This is a genomic window from Mycobacterium sp. E3247 (genome assembly GCF_001667785.1).
Lineage (GTDB): Bacteria > Actinomycetota > Actinomycetes > Mycobacteriales > Mycobacteriaceae > Mycobacterium.
The window spans coordinates 22692-38232 of the sequence record NZ_LZJG01000397.1 but is presented as its reverse complement, the minus strand read 5'-3'; the positions used below and the strand labels follow the sequence as shown (position 1 = coordinate 38232).

Here is a 15541-nt window from a genome sequence, read left to right as displayed (position 1 = left end):
TTTCCATGACTGTTGTCGATCGGCTGCGCTACGACGGAAAGCGGGCTCTCGTCGTCGGCGGCGCCACCGGCATGGGCGCGGCGGCGGCCAAGTCGGCAGCCGAGCTCGGCGCCGAAGTGATCGTGATGGACTACGCGCCGGTGAACTACGACGTCGCGAAGGCCATTCAGGTGGACCTGCGCGACCCCGCATCGATCGACTCTGCGCTCGAGCAGCTCGACGGTCCGATCCACGCCGTCTTCTCGGCCGCCGGCATCGCGGACGGGACCACCGACCTGATGGCGATCAACTTCATCGGTCACCGCCACCTGATCGACCGCCTGCTCGAGAAGAACCAGCTTCCCCCGGGCTCGGCGATCTGCTTCATCTCCTCGGTCGCCGGGATGGGTTGGGAGAACGACCTGGAGCTGCTGACGGAGTTCCTCGCCACGCCGGACTTCGCGTCGGCCCAAGAGTGGGTCAAGGCGCACGAATCAGAAGGCATCATCCACTACGGCTTTTCCAAGAAGGTGGTCAACGCCTACGTCGCGACCCAGGGCTACCCGCTGCTCAAGAAGGGCATCCGGATCAACGCGATCTGCCCGGGTCCCACCGACACCCCCCTGGCCCAGGCCAACGCCGACCTCTGGCTCACCTTCGCGCAGGACTACCGCGACGAGACCGGATCGAAGGTGCACACCCCCGAGCAAATGGGTGACGTCATGGCGTTCCTCAACAGCGCCGCCGCCTTCGGCATCAGCGGGATCACGCTGCTGGTGGACTACGGGCACACCATGGCCTCGCTCACGGGCGCGTACCCGCCCGGGAAGCCGATCATCGATCTGATCATGGGGCGGGTGAAGCTCTAGCGGGGCTAGCTCGCGTCGACACCGATGAGTAGGCGTTTCGGGCTGCGGCCGAGGATGCGGCGCCACGCAATGTCGGCGGGGTCCTGCCCCAAGTGCAGGGCGGGCCGTGCGGCGAGCAGGGCCCGTACGCACTCCTCCACGACGACTTTCGCGAGCGAGGTACCCAGGCAGTAGTGCGCACCGGCGCCGAAGTTCATCAGCCGGGGCGTGCCCGCACGCATGAACCGCTCGGGATCGAAGCGGTCCGGCGACGGCCACGCAGCGGCGTCACGGCATGCCGAGGCGATGCACAGCAGAACAATCGATCCCGCCGGGATGGTCGTGCCGTGTAGGTCAATCGGCTCGACGGCGGTGCGCGGAATGAGGGGGATGCTGGGCTCGAGGCGCATGGTCTCGGCGACCGCGCTGGCAAGCCGGACGTCGTCGCCCGCTACCCCGGCAAGGCGGTCGCGGTGCTGCAACGCCACCAGCAGGCTGCACGGTATCTGACTGCCCGTCGTGTCGTGGCCGGCGACAAGAAGATTCGCGATCATCGCCACGGTCTCGTCGCGGCTGAGCCGGTCACCGTCGGCCGCTGCGGTCAGCAAGGCGGTGATGAGATCGGGACGGGGATCTTCGGTTCGACGCTGCGCCAGCGCCTCGATATGGCGCTGCAACTCGACGATCGCTCGCGTCGCCCCCGCGATCTGGTCGGGTGTCATCACGTAGAAAACCGGGCTCAGGGCATCCGCCCATCGCGTGAATGCGCCGACATCGCCGTCCGGGACTCCGAGGAGGCGGCAGATCAACCGGGTTGCCAGCCCCGCGCAGGACGCCACCAGATCTCCCCCGTCCAGCGTTGCAGAAGCGATGGCGGCAGCAGCCATGCCCGCTGCGGTCGACCTCAGCCCCTCGACGGAGCGCGGCGTGAAGGCACGGGACACCAGCGACCGAAGGCGGCGATGGGAGTCACCCTCGGTGGTGAACATCAGCCTGCTGTACCAGTCGCGCAGTGGGCCGTCGCTGATACCCATGAAGTCGAACAGGGCCAGCCCGATGCCCTTCAGCCGCTCGTCGCGGGCCAGTGTTTCAACGTCGCATTGACGCAACACCACCGTCGCGCCCGTGATCTCGTCGGTAGCCAACGGTCCCTGTCGCGCCGCCTCGGCGAGTACCTCGTGCATCCCTGTGGCGAAGCTACCGGTCAGGTCCACCATAGTTGTGGAACTCATACCTCACTTCCCTCCAATCGACTCACAGAGCATGGTGGTGTCGCAGAATCTGCCCGGCGCGCTCGCCGATGATGACACAGGGAGCCATCGTGTTCCCGGTGGTGACCCGAGGCATGATGGAGGCGTCGGCAATCCGAAGGCCTTCGACGCCATACACTTTCAAGGAGCCATCGACCACTGACATGCTGTCCCGGCCCATCTTGGCCGTGCATGTCTGGTGGTGGTAAGTCGTGGCCTCGTTGCGGATAAAGCGCACGAGGTCCGCTTTGTTCAGGCTCCCCGGCATGACTTCGCGCTTGCTGAATCGACGAAGAGGCGCCGAATTGCCGAGTTCGCGACACAGTTCGAGACACGCGACTGCGGCATCCAGGTCGTCGGGGTGCGAGAGGAGATTGGCGTGGATGCGCACCGGGTCGTCCGGGTTGGGCCCGGTCAGACGAATCTGTCCGCGGCTTTTCGGGCGCACCACTGCGCCATACATGCTCCAGCCTGACTCCGGTAAGCCGAATCTCTCGGCGTTCTTCTCGCTCGAGAACGGAAACTCGAGTTGATAAGCCTGGAGGTCCGGAGTCCGTAAACCCGAGTCGCTTCGGGCGAAGACGGTCATTTCACCACCGCTGTTGCGCCAGGGTAGCGGGTCCCGGTACTCCCAGACGCATGAGAAGCCCGGGTGGTCCTGGAGGTTTCGGCCGACGCCTGGCAAATGCTGTACGACCCGAATACCGTGCGTTTGCAATTCATTCTGGTCGCCGATTCCGGATTGCATGAGAACCTTGGGCGTGTGAATCGCTCCGAGCGAGAGAACCACCTCGGATTTCGCTTCGATCCGGTGCAACTTGCCGTCGCGTAGGAACTCGACGCCGGTGGCGCGCCCGCCGTCGAACGCCACTTGAGTAACCAACGCGCTCGTCAGAACCGTCACATTCGGCCGGTCCATCACCGGGAACAGGTAGGTGCGAAAGACTGACTGCCGCAACCCGTTCCGGATACGCAGATCAACGATCGACGCGCCGCCTTCTCCTTCCATCAGATCACCGTTCTGACTTGTGAAGGTCGGAATGCCGAGGGAGGTTGCGGCTGCGAGTCCTGCATGCGCGAGCGGGCTGGCCTCTGTTGCGGGTTCGACGTATACCGGCCCACCCGTGCCTCGGCGTTCTGGATCGGGAACACCGTGCCAATCCTCGATCGCCCGATAGATGGACAGCACCGATTGATAGCTCCATTGCGGGTCCTTGGCCTCAGAGGCGAAGTAATTCCAGTCGTTTCTGTGGCCACGTGCCCACACCATGACATTGATGCTCGAACCGCCACCCAAGACCTTGCCCATCGAGTACGGGATGGCCCGCCCGTTCAAGTGGCAATTCGGTTCGGCGTTGAAGTTCCAGTCGCGCTCACTTCCCAGATTCGAAAGCCACATCTCGGGTTGCCTGATTTCTGGCCCGCCGTCGCAGCCACCGGCCTCTAGGACCAGCACGCTGACGTCGGGGTTTTCCGCCAGCCGGCGGGCCACCACGGAGCCGGATGAGCCCGAGCCACACACGATGAAGTCGTATTGCGGCTTCAGCCGGGCGGCAAGTCGCCTCTGATTGCGGTGCACGCCGTCCGCGAATACCGCTGCAAGAAAGCCTCTTTCATCTGACGCTGATGTCATTTCGTTTTCATCTCCTCGCACCGGCAAGACGGCTTATCGACGCTCGTCGAAACCGCTTGATTTGAGCCATGTTTCATGGCTACACCACCGGTGTGAGCGCTGGCTACGTCCGGCGGGGACGGGCGCGCTGCGCGGCTATCGCTCCACGTTTTCCGGCTAGAGCGCGTTAGTCGGCGCGAGCACGAAGAGTCTGGGCCGGCGTCTCGCCGAACTGGGCTCGGTAGGCCGCGGCGAACCGACCGAGGTGGCCGAGCCCCCAACGCTCGGCGATGGCCGCGACGGTGGTTTGCGAGGAATGCGCCGAACGCAGATCAGCATGCGCACGGCGGAGCCTGACCACACGGAGGTAAACCATCGGCGACATCCCGAGGTGCCGCCGGAAGGCTTCCTGCAGTGCCCGCACGCTGACGTTGCATTGCCGCGCCAACGTCGCGGTCGACAACGCCGACTGCGGTGCTCTTTCGATGATGTCCATCGCTTCGCGCACAGCTGCTGGTCTGGCGGGCCGCACCGCGGAGTCCAACTCGTCGCGGTGGGGATGGTTTGCCACCAGGAGGAGACCGTAGACAAGGCTCTCCGCCAGTCGGTCCAGAACGGCCCAGTGCCGCAGCGGGTTGTCCGCGCGCGCCAATTCGCGGTTGATCCAGAAAAGCTGACTCAGCCAGCTCCGGGTGGGGCCGTCAGTGAGCGGCAAGGTCGGGTCGAACGCGACGGCGTCCTCGATCCGGCGGCCCAGGAGAGTCTCAAGCGCAGTGTCGACAACTAGTCGATCAATATTGACCCCCAGATGACGACTGCCGCCGGGCCATCGGGTCACCGCCATGTCGGCATTGGGGCGGTATACCGACGCGGTCATCGGAGATGACACCAGCTCCTGCCCAAGTTGGTGCGACTCGAGCCAACCCTGAATCGGAATGTGTATGTAGTAGCTGTCGCGGCCCTCCGCGAAAGCGAGCGACACGTCGGTGTCGTAGGTGAGGTCGGCCAGCGTGATCGATCCGGCCTGCACGAGTCGTTGGGTGAAGCCGAAACCCTTCGACGGACCGAGCAGTCGAAGTTTGTGGGGATGGAACGCCGATTCACAAAGATGGATCGCGTGCTCCGGTGACCGGGTGCGAAAGGTGGTCGATCCGTCGCCATCGGAAGCTACCCCTGCCATCGTTCCTCTCTCGTTCGACAAACCGCTCCTCTGCAAGTACGGCCGAGCACGGCCAGCAGTTCACTGCGTCGTTGTCAGCCGGCGAACCCGCGATTTGGGCACCGCGGCGCACCACCCGGAAGGCCTGTGAGCGGCACAAGCGCTAACGTCGGGGGCATGGCACGAATCGTCGTGATCGGCGGCCACGGCAAGGTCGCGCTGCAGCTGGCCCGCATCCTGACCGACCGCGGCGACGAGGTGAGTTCGGTCTTCCGCAACCCCGACCACGCCGACGACGTCGCGGCCACCGGTGCCGAGCCCGTGGTGGCCGACATCGAGCGGCTCGACACCGACGCCCTGGCCGGCCTGCTGGCCGGGCACGACGCGGTGGTCTTCTCGGCGGGAGCGGGCGGCGGCAATCCGGCGCGCACCTACGCCGTCGATCGCGACGCCGCGATTCGGGTGATCGATGCCGCCGCGAGGGCGGGCGTCAAGCGATTCGTCATGGTCTCCTACTTCGGCGCGGGGCCGGACCACGGTGTACCGCAGGAGAATTCGTTCTACCACTACGCGCAGGCCAAGGCGGTCGCGGATGCCCAGCTACGGGCCAGCAATCTTCAGTGGACCGTCCTGGGGCCGGGGCGGCTCACGCTCGAACCGGCCACCGGCCGCATCGCGCTGGGGCAGGGCAAGGGGGAGGTGTCGCGGGCCGATGTCGCGCTGGTGGTGGCCGCCGCGCTCGCGGACGACTCGACCGTCGGCCGAACGATCGACTTCAACAACGGCGAGACGCCGATCGCCGAAGCGCTGGCTGACCGGTGAACGCCGCTCCGGGCGTGGGGCCTTTCGAGCTGGGTCCAGCGCGCGCGACGCCGACGTGACAACCGAGGCGCGCGCACTCAGTCGATGCCCGGCGCCTAAGGTTGCGCGGGACGGGGCGCAACCGCGTTCCCCGACAGGCACTGCTGAAGCTCCGGACTGCCGGGGGCGAAGTTGAAGCCGCAGTTGCAATCGCGAGCGTCCTTGGCCGGGAGCGAATTGCAGAAGTCGGAGTCAGCCGAGACCGATGGCGCGGTCCACATAACACCGGCCGCCAAGATCGCCGCTGCCGCGCCGAACATGGCCACCAATAATTTCGCCTTCATGTTGGGATTCCCCTTCTCTCTGGAAAGCCCCGCGCGACCGCGGCGGACTGCCGCCGGTGGCGACAGTGGCGACAGCACGTGTAGCAGTTCGGACGGCCCCGGCCGATAACTAACGGGCACGTTAACAGACGGTCAGTCACAGCTCACCTCGAGACGCGTTGAGCGCCAGGGCCTCGCTCTGATAGTCGACGCTGTAAACTCCGCAACGCAGCTGGTCTGCCGTGGCCGCGAGGCGACGGCATCGAGCGGAGCACGTTAGTAACGCTTCGCGAGAGGGAACCCGGTGTGAGTCCGGGACTGTCCCGCAGCGGTATGCAGGAACGACCGCCGTCACCAAGCACTGGTCTCAGCAAGACTGGGAAGCGACGGCCAGTAGGAACACCGACCGGTGTGCGCCTGCGAGTCCGAAGACCTGCCAGCCGTGCCGGGCGCGCCGCGTCCGGCGGCTCACCGCCTCGTGGAATGGGCGTTCTGCTGAAGGCGTTGCGGTGTGCGGAAGGTGCACCGCGGCGGATCGGCTGCGCGTCCTCTGGCGGTGACCACCCCGCTGATCGATAGGACCGCATCGTGACCGTTCAACCATTCACCGCCACCGTCATCGGCTCTCCGCGCATCGGGCCGAAGCGCGAACTCAAGCGCGCCACCGAGGGCTACTGGGCCGGACGAACCAGCCGGGCCGAACTCGAAAACGTCGCCGCCACCTTGCGCCGCGACATGTGGAAAGGTTTGGCCGATGCCGGCTTGGACTCGGTTCCGGTGAACACCTTCTCCTACTACGACCAGATGCTGGACACGGCCGTGATGCTGGGGGCGCTGCCCGCCCGTGCCGCACGGGTGTCCGACGATCTGGACCGGTACTTCGCCGCCGCGCGCGGCAACTCCGACGTCGCGCCCCTGGAGATGACCAAGTGGTTCGACACCAATTACCACTACCTGGTGCCCGAGATCGAGCCCGCGACCACCTTTTCGCTGAACCCGGACAAGGTGCTGTCCGAGCTGAAAGAGGCGCTCAGTCAAGGGATTCCGGCCCGTCCGGTGGTGATCGGACCGATCACGTTCCTGCTGTTGAGCAAGGGCGTCAAAGGCTCGGCCGCCCCCATCGAGCGGCTCGAGGAGCTGGTGGGAATCTATGCGGAACTGTTGTCCCTGCTCGCCGACAACGGCGCGCGGTGGGTGCAGTTCGACGAGCCGGCGCTGGTCACCGACATCTCCCCCGATGCTCCCGCGCTGGCCGAGGCCACGTACAACGCGCTGGGCAACGTCGCGAACCGGCCCGCAATCTTTGTCGCGACCTACTTCGGTGACCCCGGCGCCGCCCTGGCCGGGCTGGCCCGCACCCCGGTCGAGGCGATCGGCGTCGACCTGGTTTACGGCACCGGCACGGGGGTGGCGGGCATACCCGAATTGTCCGGCAAGACCCTGGTGGCCGGTGTCGTCGACGGACGCAACATCTGGCGCACCGATCTGGAGGCGGCACTCGGCAAGTTGTCCCACTTGCTGGGTTCGGCTGCCGCGGTGGCGGTTTCGACCTCATGCTCGACGATGCACGTCCCCTACTCGCTGGAGCCCGAAACCGGACTCGACGACGCGTTGCGCAGCTGGCTGGCCTTCGGGCAGGAGAAGGTCGCCGAGGTGGTGACGCTCGCGCGCGCACTGCGCAGCGACCTTGGAGGACGCGACGCCGTCGCCGACGAGATCGCGGCGTCCACTGCCGCGGTGGCCTCGCGTCGGAGCGATCCGCGGCTGCACAACGATCGGGTACGCGCCCGCATCGACGCGATCGTCGCGTCGGGCACCCACCGGGGTGCGGCGGCAGCGCGCCGCGCCAGCCAGGATGAGCGGCTACATCTGCCGCCGCTGCCGACGACCACCATCGGCTCCTACCCACAGACCGCCGTGATCCGCAAGGCGCGCGCCGCGCTGCGGGCCGGCGAGATCGACCAGGCGGAGTACGAGAAACGGATGCGCAAGGAGATCGCCGACGTCGTCAAGCTGCAGGAGGAGCTCGGGCTCGACGTGCTCGTGCACGGTGAGCCGGAGCGCAACGACATGGTGCAGTACTTCGCCGAACAGCTGGAGGGCTTCTTCGCGACGCAGAACGGCTGGGTGCAGTCGTACGGCAGCCGCTGCGTGCGCCCACCGATCCTGTACGGCGACGTCATCCGCACCCACCCGATGACCGTCGAGTGGATCACCTACGCCCAGTCGCTGACCGACAAACCGGTGAAGGGCATGCTGACCGGCCCGGTCACGATCCTGGCGTGGTCGTTCGTCCGCGACGACCAGCCGCTGGCCGACACCGCCAACCAGGTGGCGCTGGCCATCCGTGACGAGACGGTGGACCTGCAATCCGCCGGCATCGCGGTGATCCAGGTCGACGAGCCGGCGCTGCGGGAGCTGCTGCCGCTGCGCCGCGCCCAGCAGGAGGAGTATTTGCGTTGGGCCGTAGGGTCTTTCCGGTTGGCCACCTCCGGGGTCGCGGACTCCACGCAGATCCACACCCACCTGTGCTATTCCGAGTTCGGTGAGGTGATCGGGGCCATCGCCGACCTGGACGCCGACGTGACGTCCATCGAGGCGGCACGCTCGCACATGGAGGTGCTGGACGACCTGAACGCGGCCGGCTTCTCCAACAGCGTCGGCCCGGGCGTCTACGACATCCACTCGCCGCGGGTGCCGAGCACGCAGGAGATGGCGGAGTCGTTGCGCGCGGCCCTGCGCGCAGTGCCGGCGGAACGGCTGTGGGTCAATCCCGACTGCGGGCTGAAGACCCGCAACCCCGACGAGGTGACGGCGTCGCTGAAGAACATGGTTGCCGCGGCGCAGGAGGTCCGGGCCGGGGCCTAGGGTCCTCATCCCATCTGGTCCGCGAGCGTAACCCCTATTCCGAAAGCACCTGCACGGGAACGTCGTCGGCCCACGGCTGCCGCGTCACCATGTCCGCGACCCGGACGATGCCGCGCTCGAACTCACCAGTCGCCGCGTCAACCAGCCGGTAGGCCTGGGTCTGCTTGTGGATGGGCTGGGCGTCGAGCAGGACCACTCGCACCTCGCCCGGCTCGAAGTGGCAGCGTTCCTGCAGCGCGGCGATCAACTGCTCGTTGTGCATGTGGCCGTCCCCGAAATTCCAGCCGATGGCGGTGCTGCAGATGCGCTCGCCGTCGATGAGGATGTAGTCGTCCTCGTTCTGGCCCGCCATCGCGCGGTGCGCCAGGGTGAACAACGCGCGGCCGTGAGTGTTGAACCCGCGGAACGCATATCCCATGTAGAGCGGGATCTGGGCGGCCTCCGGGCTGCCGTAGAACCGCTCCAGCTGGGCCTGCGGCATGCTCGCGATCGCCACGATGCCCCGGGTGATCTTGTCGTTGCCCGACGGCTTGATGCACCACAGCGTGGTGTCCCAGTTCCCGGCGTAATACCGCATTCCCGGCAGGAACGAGATCTTGCGGGGAAACAGGTTGCCCAGCACCACGATTCCCGCGATGACGACGAACAGTATCGCCACCGCCACGGGGTGTCTCAGGTCGCGCAGGCCTAGGCGGGCGTGCGCGACGAACAGCGCGAGCACGCCGTAGATCATGAAGACGTTCCACTCCAGCGGCACGCCCATCGGGATCGAGAGCAGGATTCCCAGGTGGAAGCAGACCATCACGATGGCGGCCACCGTGATGGGCCAGCCGCTGTGGCAGAAGAACAACGGCAGCGGCACCAGCATCTCGATGGCGGTGCTCAGGTGCGCCAGCCATCGCGACAGCCGCCCGGGCCGCAGATCGTCGGGAAATTTCTCGAAGAACTGCCGCTTCAGCCATCGGGGCCGCACCAACGGGTTGTTGGACATCATCGTGGAGATCACGAACGGGAAGTGCTTGTTGAGCTTCGACGTCGCGGCGCCCATCCAGATGACCAGGAACACCACCTTGGACGCGACGATCATGTCGACGCCCCCGAACAGGAAGGTCACCGCCATGGTCGCGTAGACCTCACCGCGGGCGGCCAGGAAAATGACTTTGTCGCGCAGCCCCAGCACGCCCAGCAGCAGCAGGATCAGCACGATCTTCCAGGTCGGCAGCAGCCCGACCGTCGTGCCCAGCTCGGGTATCGGCCCAGTGCCGTCGGCGAACAGCGCGCTCAGCGTCACCAGCAGGAACAGCGCGTACAACGCGACATCGATCGGCTTGCGCTTGGTTCCCCTGGTCAGCGGGACCCGGTCGGGCCACGGTGGCAGGCGGATGGTGCCGAACCGCATCCAGTACAGGATCGAGCCCATGGGCGGGAAGAACCGGTTGTTCAGCGGCCCGAACCCGCAGCCCAGACCGATCACCTCGAACAGCATCGTGTAGAGCACGACCTTCTCGAAGGCGATGGGCTCCGACCACCACGAGGCGACGTTGGTGAAGCCGCCGAACCCTCTGGTCGCCGAGGCGAACAACCAGGCGCCGAGGATGTAGAGCAGGATCTTGAGGACGTAGAACAGGTGCAGCGCGACCGGCGTGCCGAAGCCCACCTCGGCCCAGTGCTTGGCCATCGGCCGGATCTTTTCGCTTCGGGTGCCCGTGTTCCACTCGGCCATGTCGAGCTGCGGCAGCTCGGGCTTGAGAAATCCCATGGTGGTCAGATTAGAACGCGCTCTGGGCGGGCGGGACCCAAGCCGCGCAATGAACCTTTGCCTGCTACTCGGGCGCCGGATAGCGTGGAGGCGGGTCGGCATGGCATGAGGAGACGCCACCATGAGCAGACTTCGAATCCTCGGCTCGGCGGCGGTGCTGGCCGGCGTCGCCGCCGTCTCACCGGTCGCCCGGGCCGACGCGCCCGCGCCGGGCGACGCGTGCACGGTGCTGCACGCGACCGCCCAGGACGCCAACAACAGGACGATGTGGTGCAACCCCACGATGACCGGCGCCCACGACCTGGTGTGGCAATACGGCGGGCCGGGCTATGCAGCCCAGGGCTTCAGTGTGCGCTGAGGGCGAGAAATCCGCACAATTCCCGCCTTGGTTGCACACTCAAAGCCGTGAATGCACAACCGATTTCACTCACCGAAGATTCCCGGGCCGATCACCGGCGCCCGTTCGAGCGCCCGCGGATCGACCCGCACGTTGAGCGCGTCCAGGTCGCCGGCTCGGAGATCGGCCAGCGCATCAACGGTGGAGAGAAACCGTTGCCGCTCAGCCGGTTCCACCACGTCGCCGGCGAGCTCGGTGAACTTCTGCACGTACTGCGGCCGCTCGAACGGCCGCGCGCCCAACGGGTGGGCGTCCGCCACGGCCAGCTCGTCGACGATCACTTCACCGCTCTTCAGGGTGACCTCGGCGCGCGCCCCGAACGCCCTCGCGGCCGGGTCCGCCGCGTGATAGCGGCGGGTCCACTCCGGGTCCTCGACGGTGGAGACCTTGCGCCACAGTCGGATGGTGTCGGGCCGGTGGGCCCGCTCCGCAGCGTAGGAGCGTTCGTGGTGCCAGCTGCCGTCCTGTAGCGCGACGGCGAAGATGTACGGCAGCGAGTGGTCGAGCGTTTCCCGTGACGCGTCGGGGTCGAACTTCTGCGGATCCCCCGATCCCGTTCCGATCACGACGTGGGTGTGGTGGCTGGTGTGCAGCACTATCGTGGCCACCTCGTCGAGGTCACCGACGCATGCCCGCAGCCGCCGCGCCAGGTCGATCGGCGCCTGGCTCTGATACTCCGCCGAGTGCTCCTTGGTGTAGCTGTCCAGGATGGCGCGCTTGGGCTCGCCGGGAGCGGGCAGCGGCACACGGTATTCGCGCTCAGGTCCGCCCAGCAGCCAGGCGATCACCCCGTCCTCCCCCTCCCAGATGGGCGCCGGCGATCCCTCACCGCGCATCGCGCGGTCCACGGCCTCGATGGCGACCTTGCCCGCGTGCGCGGGGGCGAACGCCTTCCAGCTGGAGATCAGGCCCTTGCGGGATTGGCGGGTGCTGGTGGTGAGGTGCAGCGCCTGCCCGACCGCCTGATAGATCGTCTCGGTGTCCAGCCGCAGCATGGTTCCGATTCCGGCGGCCACGGACGGGCCCAGATGTGCGACGTGGTCAATCTTGTGCTCATGCAGGCAGATTCCGCGCGACAGGTCGATCTGGATTTCGTAGGCGGTGGCCAGGCCGCGGATCAGGTCGGCGCCTCCCAGCCGCAGCTGCTGGGCGACCGCGACCAGCGGGGGGATGTTGTCGCCGGGGTGGGAGTACTCGGCGGCCAAAAACGTGTCGTGGAAGTCGAGTTCGCGCACCGCGACGCCGTTGGCCCAGGCGGCCCACTCGGCCGAGTAGGCTCCGTCGACGCCGAAAACCCTGGCCCCCCGGGACGCGGGATGGGCCAGCGCCTGCTGCCGCGCCACGGTGACCGGCCGGCGCAGCACGGCGGCCGCACTGACCGCCGCGTTGTCGATGATCCGATTCGCCACCATCTCCGCGGTCTCGGGCTCGACGGCGACCGGGTCGACGGCGACGGCGGCGATCTTCGCCGCCAGGTGTTGGGCGCGCGGGAAGTCGTCGGAGCTGCGCCGCGTCCGCACCGTATGCATCAACACAAACCCGAACCTTATGGGTGGCGAGAACGCGTCCGGAAATCTCCGTTAACCCACCGACACCCGCGCCGGGCAAGGTGTAGTTTGCTGCTGAGGCGGTGCCTAGGTTGAGGAGCCAGCCATGTCAGAGGTCGATTATTGCGTGGTCGGAGCGGGATTCGCGGGATTGACGGCCGCCCTGCGGTTGAAACAGTCGGGCCATTCGGTGGCCTTGCTGGAGGCGCGTGAGAGGGTCGGCGGCCGCACCTTCACCGAGTACCTGCCCGACGGCACATGGATCGATCGCGGCGGCGCGTGGATAGGGCCGGGACAGGACCGCATCTACGCGCTGATGGACGAGTTCGGGGTGTCCGAGTACAAACAGCACCACGACGGCGACGCCATGATGATCGTCGACGGCAAGAAGCACCGCTACGGGGGCACCATTCCGTGGACGATGAGCCCGTGGGCGGTCGCCAACCTCGGTGTGGGCCTGATGTCGATCGAAAACATGGCCAAATCCCTTCCGCGCGAGGCACCTTGGGACGCCAAGCAGGCCGACGAGTGGGATCGCATCAGTGTGGGGGAATGGATCGAGCAGAACACGATGTCCAAGGCGGCCCGCGAGATGCTGGACATGGCGCTGGCCGGCACCTACACCTCGGCGGGATCGGAGACGTCGCTGCTCTGGTGCCTCGCGCAGATGGGCTCCGGCGGCGGCCCCACCTTCGTCATCTCCGGCAAAGGCGGCGCCCAGGACGCCCGCCCGGTCGGCGGCATGGGCGCCATCTACGGTCGCATCGGGGCCGAACTGGGCGACTCTCTGCACCTTTCGCAGCCGGTGCGCCAGATCGCGCAGGACGCCGACGGCGTCACGGTCAGCGCGGCCGACCTGACGGTGCGCACACGGCGGGTCATCGTGGCCATTCCGCTGGCGATCGCCTCCTCGATCGTCTACGAGCCGATGCTGCCGGTGGATCGGGCGATGCTGCACCAGCGCATGCCCAGCGGCGCGGTCATCAAGACGTCGATCGTCTACGACGAGCCGTTCTGGCGCGCCGACGGGCTGTCGGGTCAGTCGGCCGCACCGGGATCACCGGCCACCCTGACCATCGACGCCTGCACCGACACCGGCGACCCCGGCGTCATGTGCGTCATCACCGAAGGGCCCGCGGCGCGTCGGTTGACGAAGCTCAACGAAGCCGAGCGTAAGGCGACGCTCGTCGGCGAGTTGGTCGACCGGTTCGGCGAGAAGGCCCGAACGCCGCGGGAGTACCACGAACAGAACTGGACGACCGAGCGCTATTCCGGCGGCGGGATGATCGGCCACGCCCCCACCGGCGTGCTGACCGAATTCGGCTACACCCTGCGCGAGCCGTGTGGTCGCGTCCACTGGGCCGGGACGGAGAGCTCGGCCGTCATGTGCGGGTGGATCGACGGCGCGATCCGCTCCGGCGAGCGCGCCGCGATGGAAGTCCGCGAAGCCGAGACCGCCGCGGTCACCTAGCCGGGCCAAATCTCTTGCGCCAAGCGGTCAGCCGCTGACCATAAGTTTGGAGGTAATGTCGCACTGGCCGGCAGACCGGCAGCACCGCCGTGAAGGAGACGCCGTGGGCCTGTTCAGGAAGAACACTCACCCCGCGCAAGCTGCCGGTGAGGCCAAGGTCTACTACTCCACCCCTTTTGGCAACACAAAGGACGGCAACCAAAAGCTGTTTCTCCTCGGACGCGGCGAAATGCAGTTCTTTCCGGTCTTCCGCAGCAAGGAGTCGCTCATCGCCTTCTACGAAAAAATGAATCGCGCGGCCTACATGATTCTCGAGGGTGACGTACAGCGAGTCCTCGAAACTACTCGCTCGATCGAGCTGATGAAGGACGTGGGCATTGTCATCGAGCCTTTCGGCGCAAATCCTGTTGAGATCATGCCCAACTCATGACGGGCGTCGGCTGACGAACGGACGAAAGGAAACCGGGTGCGCGCCAGTGCAATCGATGTAGTGGGCGTCGTAGCTGCCACAGCGTCCGCAGCATTGACGCTTCTGCCATGGGTCGATGTAAGCCCGTTGGGCTTGCCCGTTCGCTGGGACGGTCTGGGCATCTACATCGGCGAGTATGGCGAACACTATGGCGGTCTGTTCAGCGGCCTGATCAACGGAACGCCGGGCTGGGTCCTGCTGATCGCCTCGATCGCCGCCGGCGGCGCGCTGCTTGGCGCGAGCAGGGTGCGGGTGCTCGGACTCGTCGCGTGCGGATGCGCGGTCGTCGCATTCGGCAGCGCTGTCTTGTGTTTGGTGTATCCCGCGGTACTGGCCGGCGATGCCAAGCAAGAACTGGGCATATCGCTGGTCCCGGACCGAGAAGTGCTGAACACCTCGGCGTTGGTCGCCGAAGCCGTGTCCACTGGCGTGCTGGTGGTGTGCGCCGTGCTCAGCGTCGCCCGGAGACGACCCGTAGCTAACCGGCCTGCTTAGCGGGCGGGCGGTAGAAGATCACCAGCTGGCCGATCGCGCCGGCGAGGCCGAGCACCACCGAGATCAGCAGGCCGTGCCAGCCGTCCATCCAGTTGTGGCCGAAGACCACGTAATCCAGGCTGAGCTTGCCGGCGCCCAGGGTGGCGACGGCGACGGCGCTGACCGCCAGGACCAGGTTGTACTCCCAGCCTTCCTTGACGATGAAGAAGCCGTTGGCCCGGTGCACGGTCCAGGCCGCGACCAGCATCAACGACACGAATCCCGCCGCGGGGATCGGTGTCAGCAGGCCGGCGGCCAGGCCCAGCCCTGCGGCCATCTCGGTGGTGGCGGCCACGGTGGCGTGAAACTTGCCGGGCTTCATGCCGATGCTTTCGAACCAGCGCGCGGTGCCGGGGATGCGGCCGCCGCCGAAGAATTTGTTGTAACCATGCGCGGCCAACGTCACGCCCAACACCAGCCGCAGAATCAGTAGCCCGACGTCGTAGGGAGTCATACCTGCAAACCTAGATCATGGGGCGGAGGGCATAACAGGAGCGGCGCGCAGCTAACTGCGCAGATTCGTG

The 15541-nt window shown here is 66.7% G+C and carries 13 protein-coding genes and 1 riboswitch; of the genes, 7 read left to right on the top strand and 6 right to left on the bottom strand.

All coding sequences use genetic code 11. The features are described from left to right. Positions 1-5: 5 nt before the first annotated feature. Entirely contained in the window at positions 6-848 is an 843-nt protein-coding gene (locus A9X04_RS21255; protein ID WP_067924647.1) for an SDR family oxidoreductase, read from the top strand. Between the two features lie 5 nt (positions 849-853). On the opposite strand, the gene A9X04_RS21250 is transcribed toward A9X04_RS21255, so the two are convergent. The 3 genes from A9X04_RS21250 to A9X04_RS21240 form a co-directional block, all read right to left on the bottom strand. Then, positions 854-2059 (bottom strand): cytochrome P450, encoded by a 1206-nt coding sequence (locus tag A9X04_RS21250; protein ID WP_082975147.1) that lies wholly within the window; start codon positions 2057-2059, stop codon positions 854-856. Positions 2060-2081: 22 nt separating this feature from the next. Further along, a complete protein-coding gene (locus tag A9X04_RS21245; protein ID WP_082962599.1) occupies positions 2082-3710 on the bottom strand; it encodes a GMC family oxidoreductase in 1629 nt (542 codons plus the stop codon). Positions 3711-3876: 166 nt separating this feature from the next. Further along, positions 3877-4869 (bottom strand): AraC family transcriptional regulator, encoded by a 993-nt coding sequence (locus tag A9X04_RS21240; RefSeq protein WP_067924645.1) that lies wholly within the window; start codon positions 4867-4869, stop codon positions 3877-3879. A 156-nt stretch (positions 4870-5025) separates the two neighbouring features. Here A9X04_RS21240 and A9X04_RS21235 point away from each other — a divergent pair, with 156 nt between their 5' ends. Further along, positions 5026-5670, top strand: a complete 645-nt coding sequence (locus A9X04_RS21235) for an SDR family oxidoreductase (RefSeq protein ID WP_067924642.1) — start codon at positions 5026-5028, stop codon at positions 5668-5670. A gap of 562 nt (positions 5671-6232) precedes the next feature. Further along, a riboswitch (cobalamin riboswitch) is annotated at positions 6233-6428 on the top strand. Between the two features lie 132 nt (positions 6429-6560). Further along, the gene (gene metE / locus A9X04_RS21230; protein ID WP_067924639.1) at positions 6561-8840 is read left to right on the top strand and encodes a 5-methyltetrahydropteroyltriglutamate--homocysteine S-methyltransferase; all 2280 of its coding nucleotides are present in this window, start codon (positions 6561-6563) and stop codon (positions 8838-8840) included. A 34-nt stretch (positions 8841-8874) separates the two neighbouring features. Here metE and A9X04_RS21225 read toward each other — a convergent pair whose 3' ends face one another. Further along, positions 8875-10599, bottom strand: coding sequence for a DUF3556 domain-containing protein (locus tag A9X04_RS21225; protein ID WP_067924636.1), 1725 nt, complete (start codon positions 10597-10599; stop codon positions 8875-8877). A gap of 121 nt (positions 10600-10720) precedes the next feature. Between A9X04_RS21225 and A9X04_RS21220 the strand changes: the two genes are divergently transcribed. Next, positions 10721-10957, top strand: a complete 237-nt coding sequence (locus tag A9X04_RS21220) for a hypothetical protein (RefSeq protein WP_067924633.1) — start codon at positions 10721-10723, stop codon at positions 10955-10957. 65 nt (positions 10958-11022) lie between these two features. On the opposite strand, the gene prpD is transcribed toward A9X04_RS21220, so the two are convergent. Then, positions 11023-12531: a 2-methylcitrate dehydratase PrpD gene (gene prpD, locus A9X04_RS21215; RefSeq protein WP_067924630.1), complete on the bottom strand. Its 1509-nt coding sequence runs from the start codon at positions 12529-12531 to the stop codon at positions 11023-11025. Between the two features lie 118 nt (positions 12532-12649). Between prpD and A9X04_RS21210 the strand changes: the two genes are divergently transcribed. The 3 genes from A9X04_RS21210 to A9X04_RS21200 all read left to right on the top strand — a co-directional run bounded on the left by A9X04_RS21210 (position 12650) and on the right by A9X04_RS21200 (position 14978). Continuing rightward, positions 12650-14014 carry an FAD-dependent oxidoreductase gene (locus tag A9X04_RS21210; RefSeq protein ID WP_067924629.1) on the top strand — a complete coding sequence of 455 codons (1365 nt, stop codon included), beginning with the start codon at positions 12650-12652 and terminating at the stop codon, positions 14012-14014. Between the two features lie 103 nt (positions 14015-14117). Beyond that, on the top strand, positions 14118-14444 hold the full coding sequence (locus A9X04_RS21205) for a hypothetical protein (protein ID WP_067924694.1): 327 nt from the start codon (positions 14118-14120) through the stop codon (positions 14442-14444). A gap of 93 nt (positions 14445-14537) precedes the next feature. Continuing rightward, the gene (locus A9X04_RS21200; protein ID WP_231985786.1) at positions 14538-14978 is read left to right on the top strand and encodes a hypothetical protein; all 441 of its coding nucleotides are present in this window, start codon (positions 14538-14540) and stop codon (positions 14976-14978) included. Here the strand turns inward: A9X04_RS21200 and A9X04_RS21195 are convergent. After that, the gene (locus A9X04_RS21195) at positions 14962-15471 is read right to left on the bottom strand and encodes a DoxX family protein (protein ID WP_067924626.1); all 510 of its coding nucleotides are present in this window, start codon (positions 15469-15471) and stop codon (positions 14962-14964) included. The two genes, A9X04_RS21200 and A9X04_RS21195, sit on opposite strands and share 17 nt — an antisense overlap. Positions 15472-15541 lie beyond the last annotated feature (70 nt).

Bases quoted from the DNA above. Each gene is read 5' to 3' on its own strand.
- A9X04_RS21235 (WP_067924642.1), top strand. From the start codon at position 5,026: ATGGCACGAATCGTCGTGATCGGCGGCCACGGCAAGGTCGCGCTGCAG.
- A9X04_RS21195 (WP_067924626.1), bottom strand. From the start codon at position 15,471: ATGACTCCCTACGACGTCGGGCTACTGATTCTGCGGCTGGTGTTGGGC.
- A9X04_RS21255 (WP_067924647.1), top strand. From the start codon at position 6: ATGACTGTTGTCGATCGGCTGCGCTACGACGGAAAGCGGGCTCTCGTC.
- A9X04_RS21210 (WP_067924629.1), top strand. From the start codon at position 12,650: ATGTCAGAGGTCGATTATTGCGTGGTCGGAGCGGGATTCGCGGGATTG.
- A9X04_RS21225 (WP_067924636.1), bottom strand. From the start codon at position 10,599: ATGGGATTTCTCAAGCCCGAGCTGCCGCAGCTCGACATGGCCGAGTGG.
- A9X04_RS21220 (WP_067924633.1), top strand. From the start codon at position 10,721: ATGAGCAGACTTCGAATCCTCGGCTCGGCGGCGGTGCTGGCCGGCGTC.
- A9X04_RS21245 (WP_082962599.1), bottom strand. From the start codon at position 3,710: ATGACATCAGCGTCAGATGAAAGAGGCTTTCTTGCAGCGGTATTCGCG.
- A9X04_RS21240 (WP_067924645.1), bottom strand. From the start codon at position 4,869: ATGGCAGGGGTAGCTTCCGATGGCGACGGATCGACCACCTTTCGCACC.
- A9X04_RS21250 (WP_082975147.1), bottom strand. From the start codon at position 2,059: ATGAGTTCCACAACTATGGTGGACCTGACCGGTAGCTTCGCCACAGGG.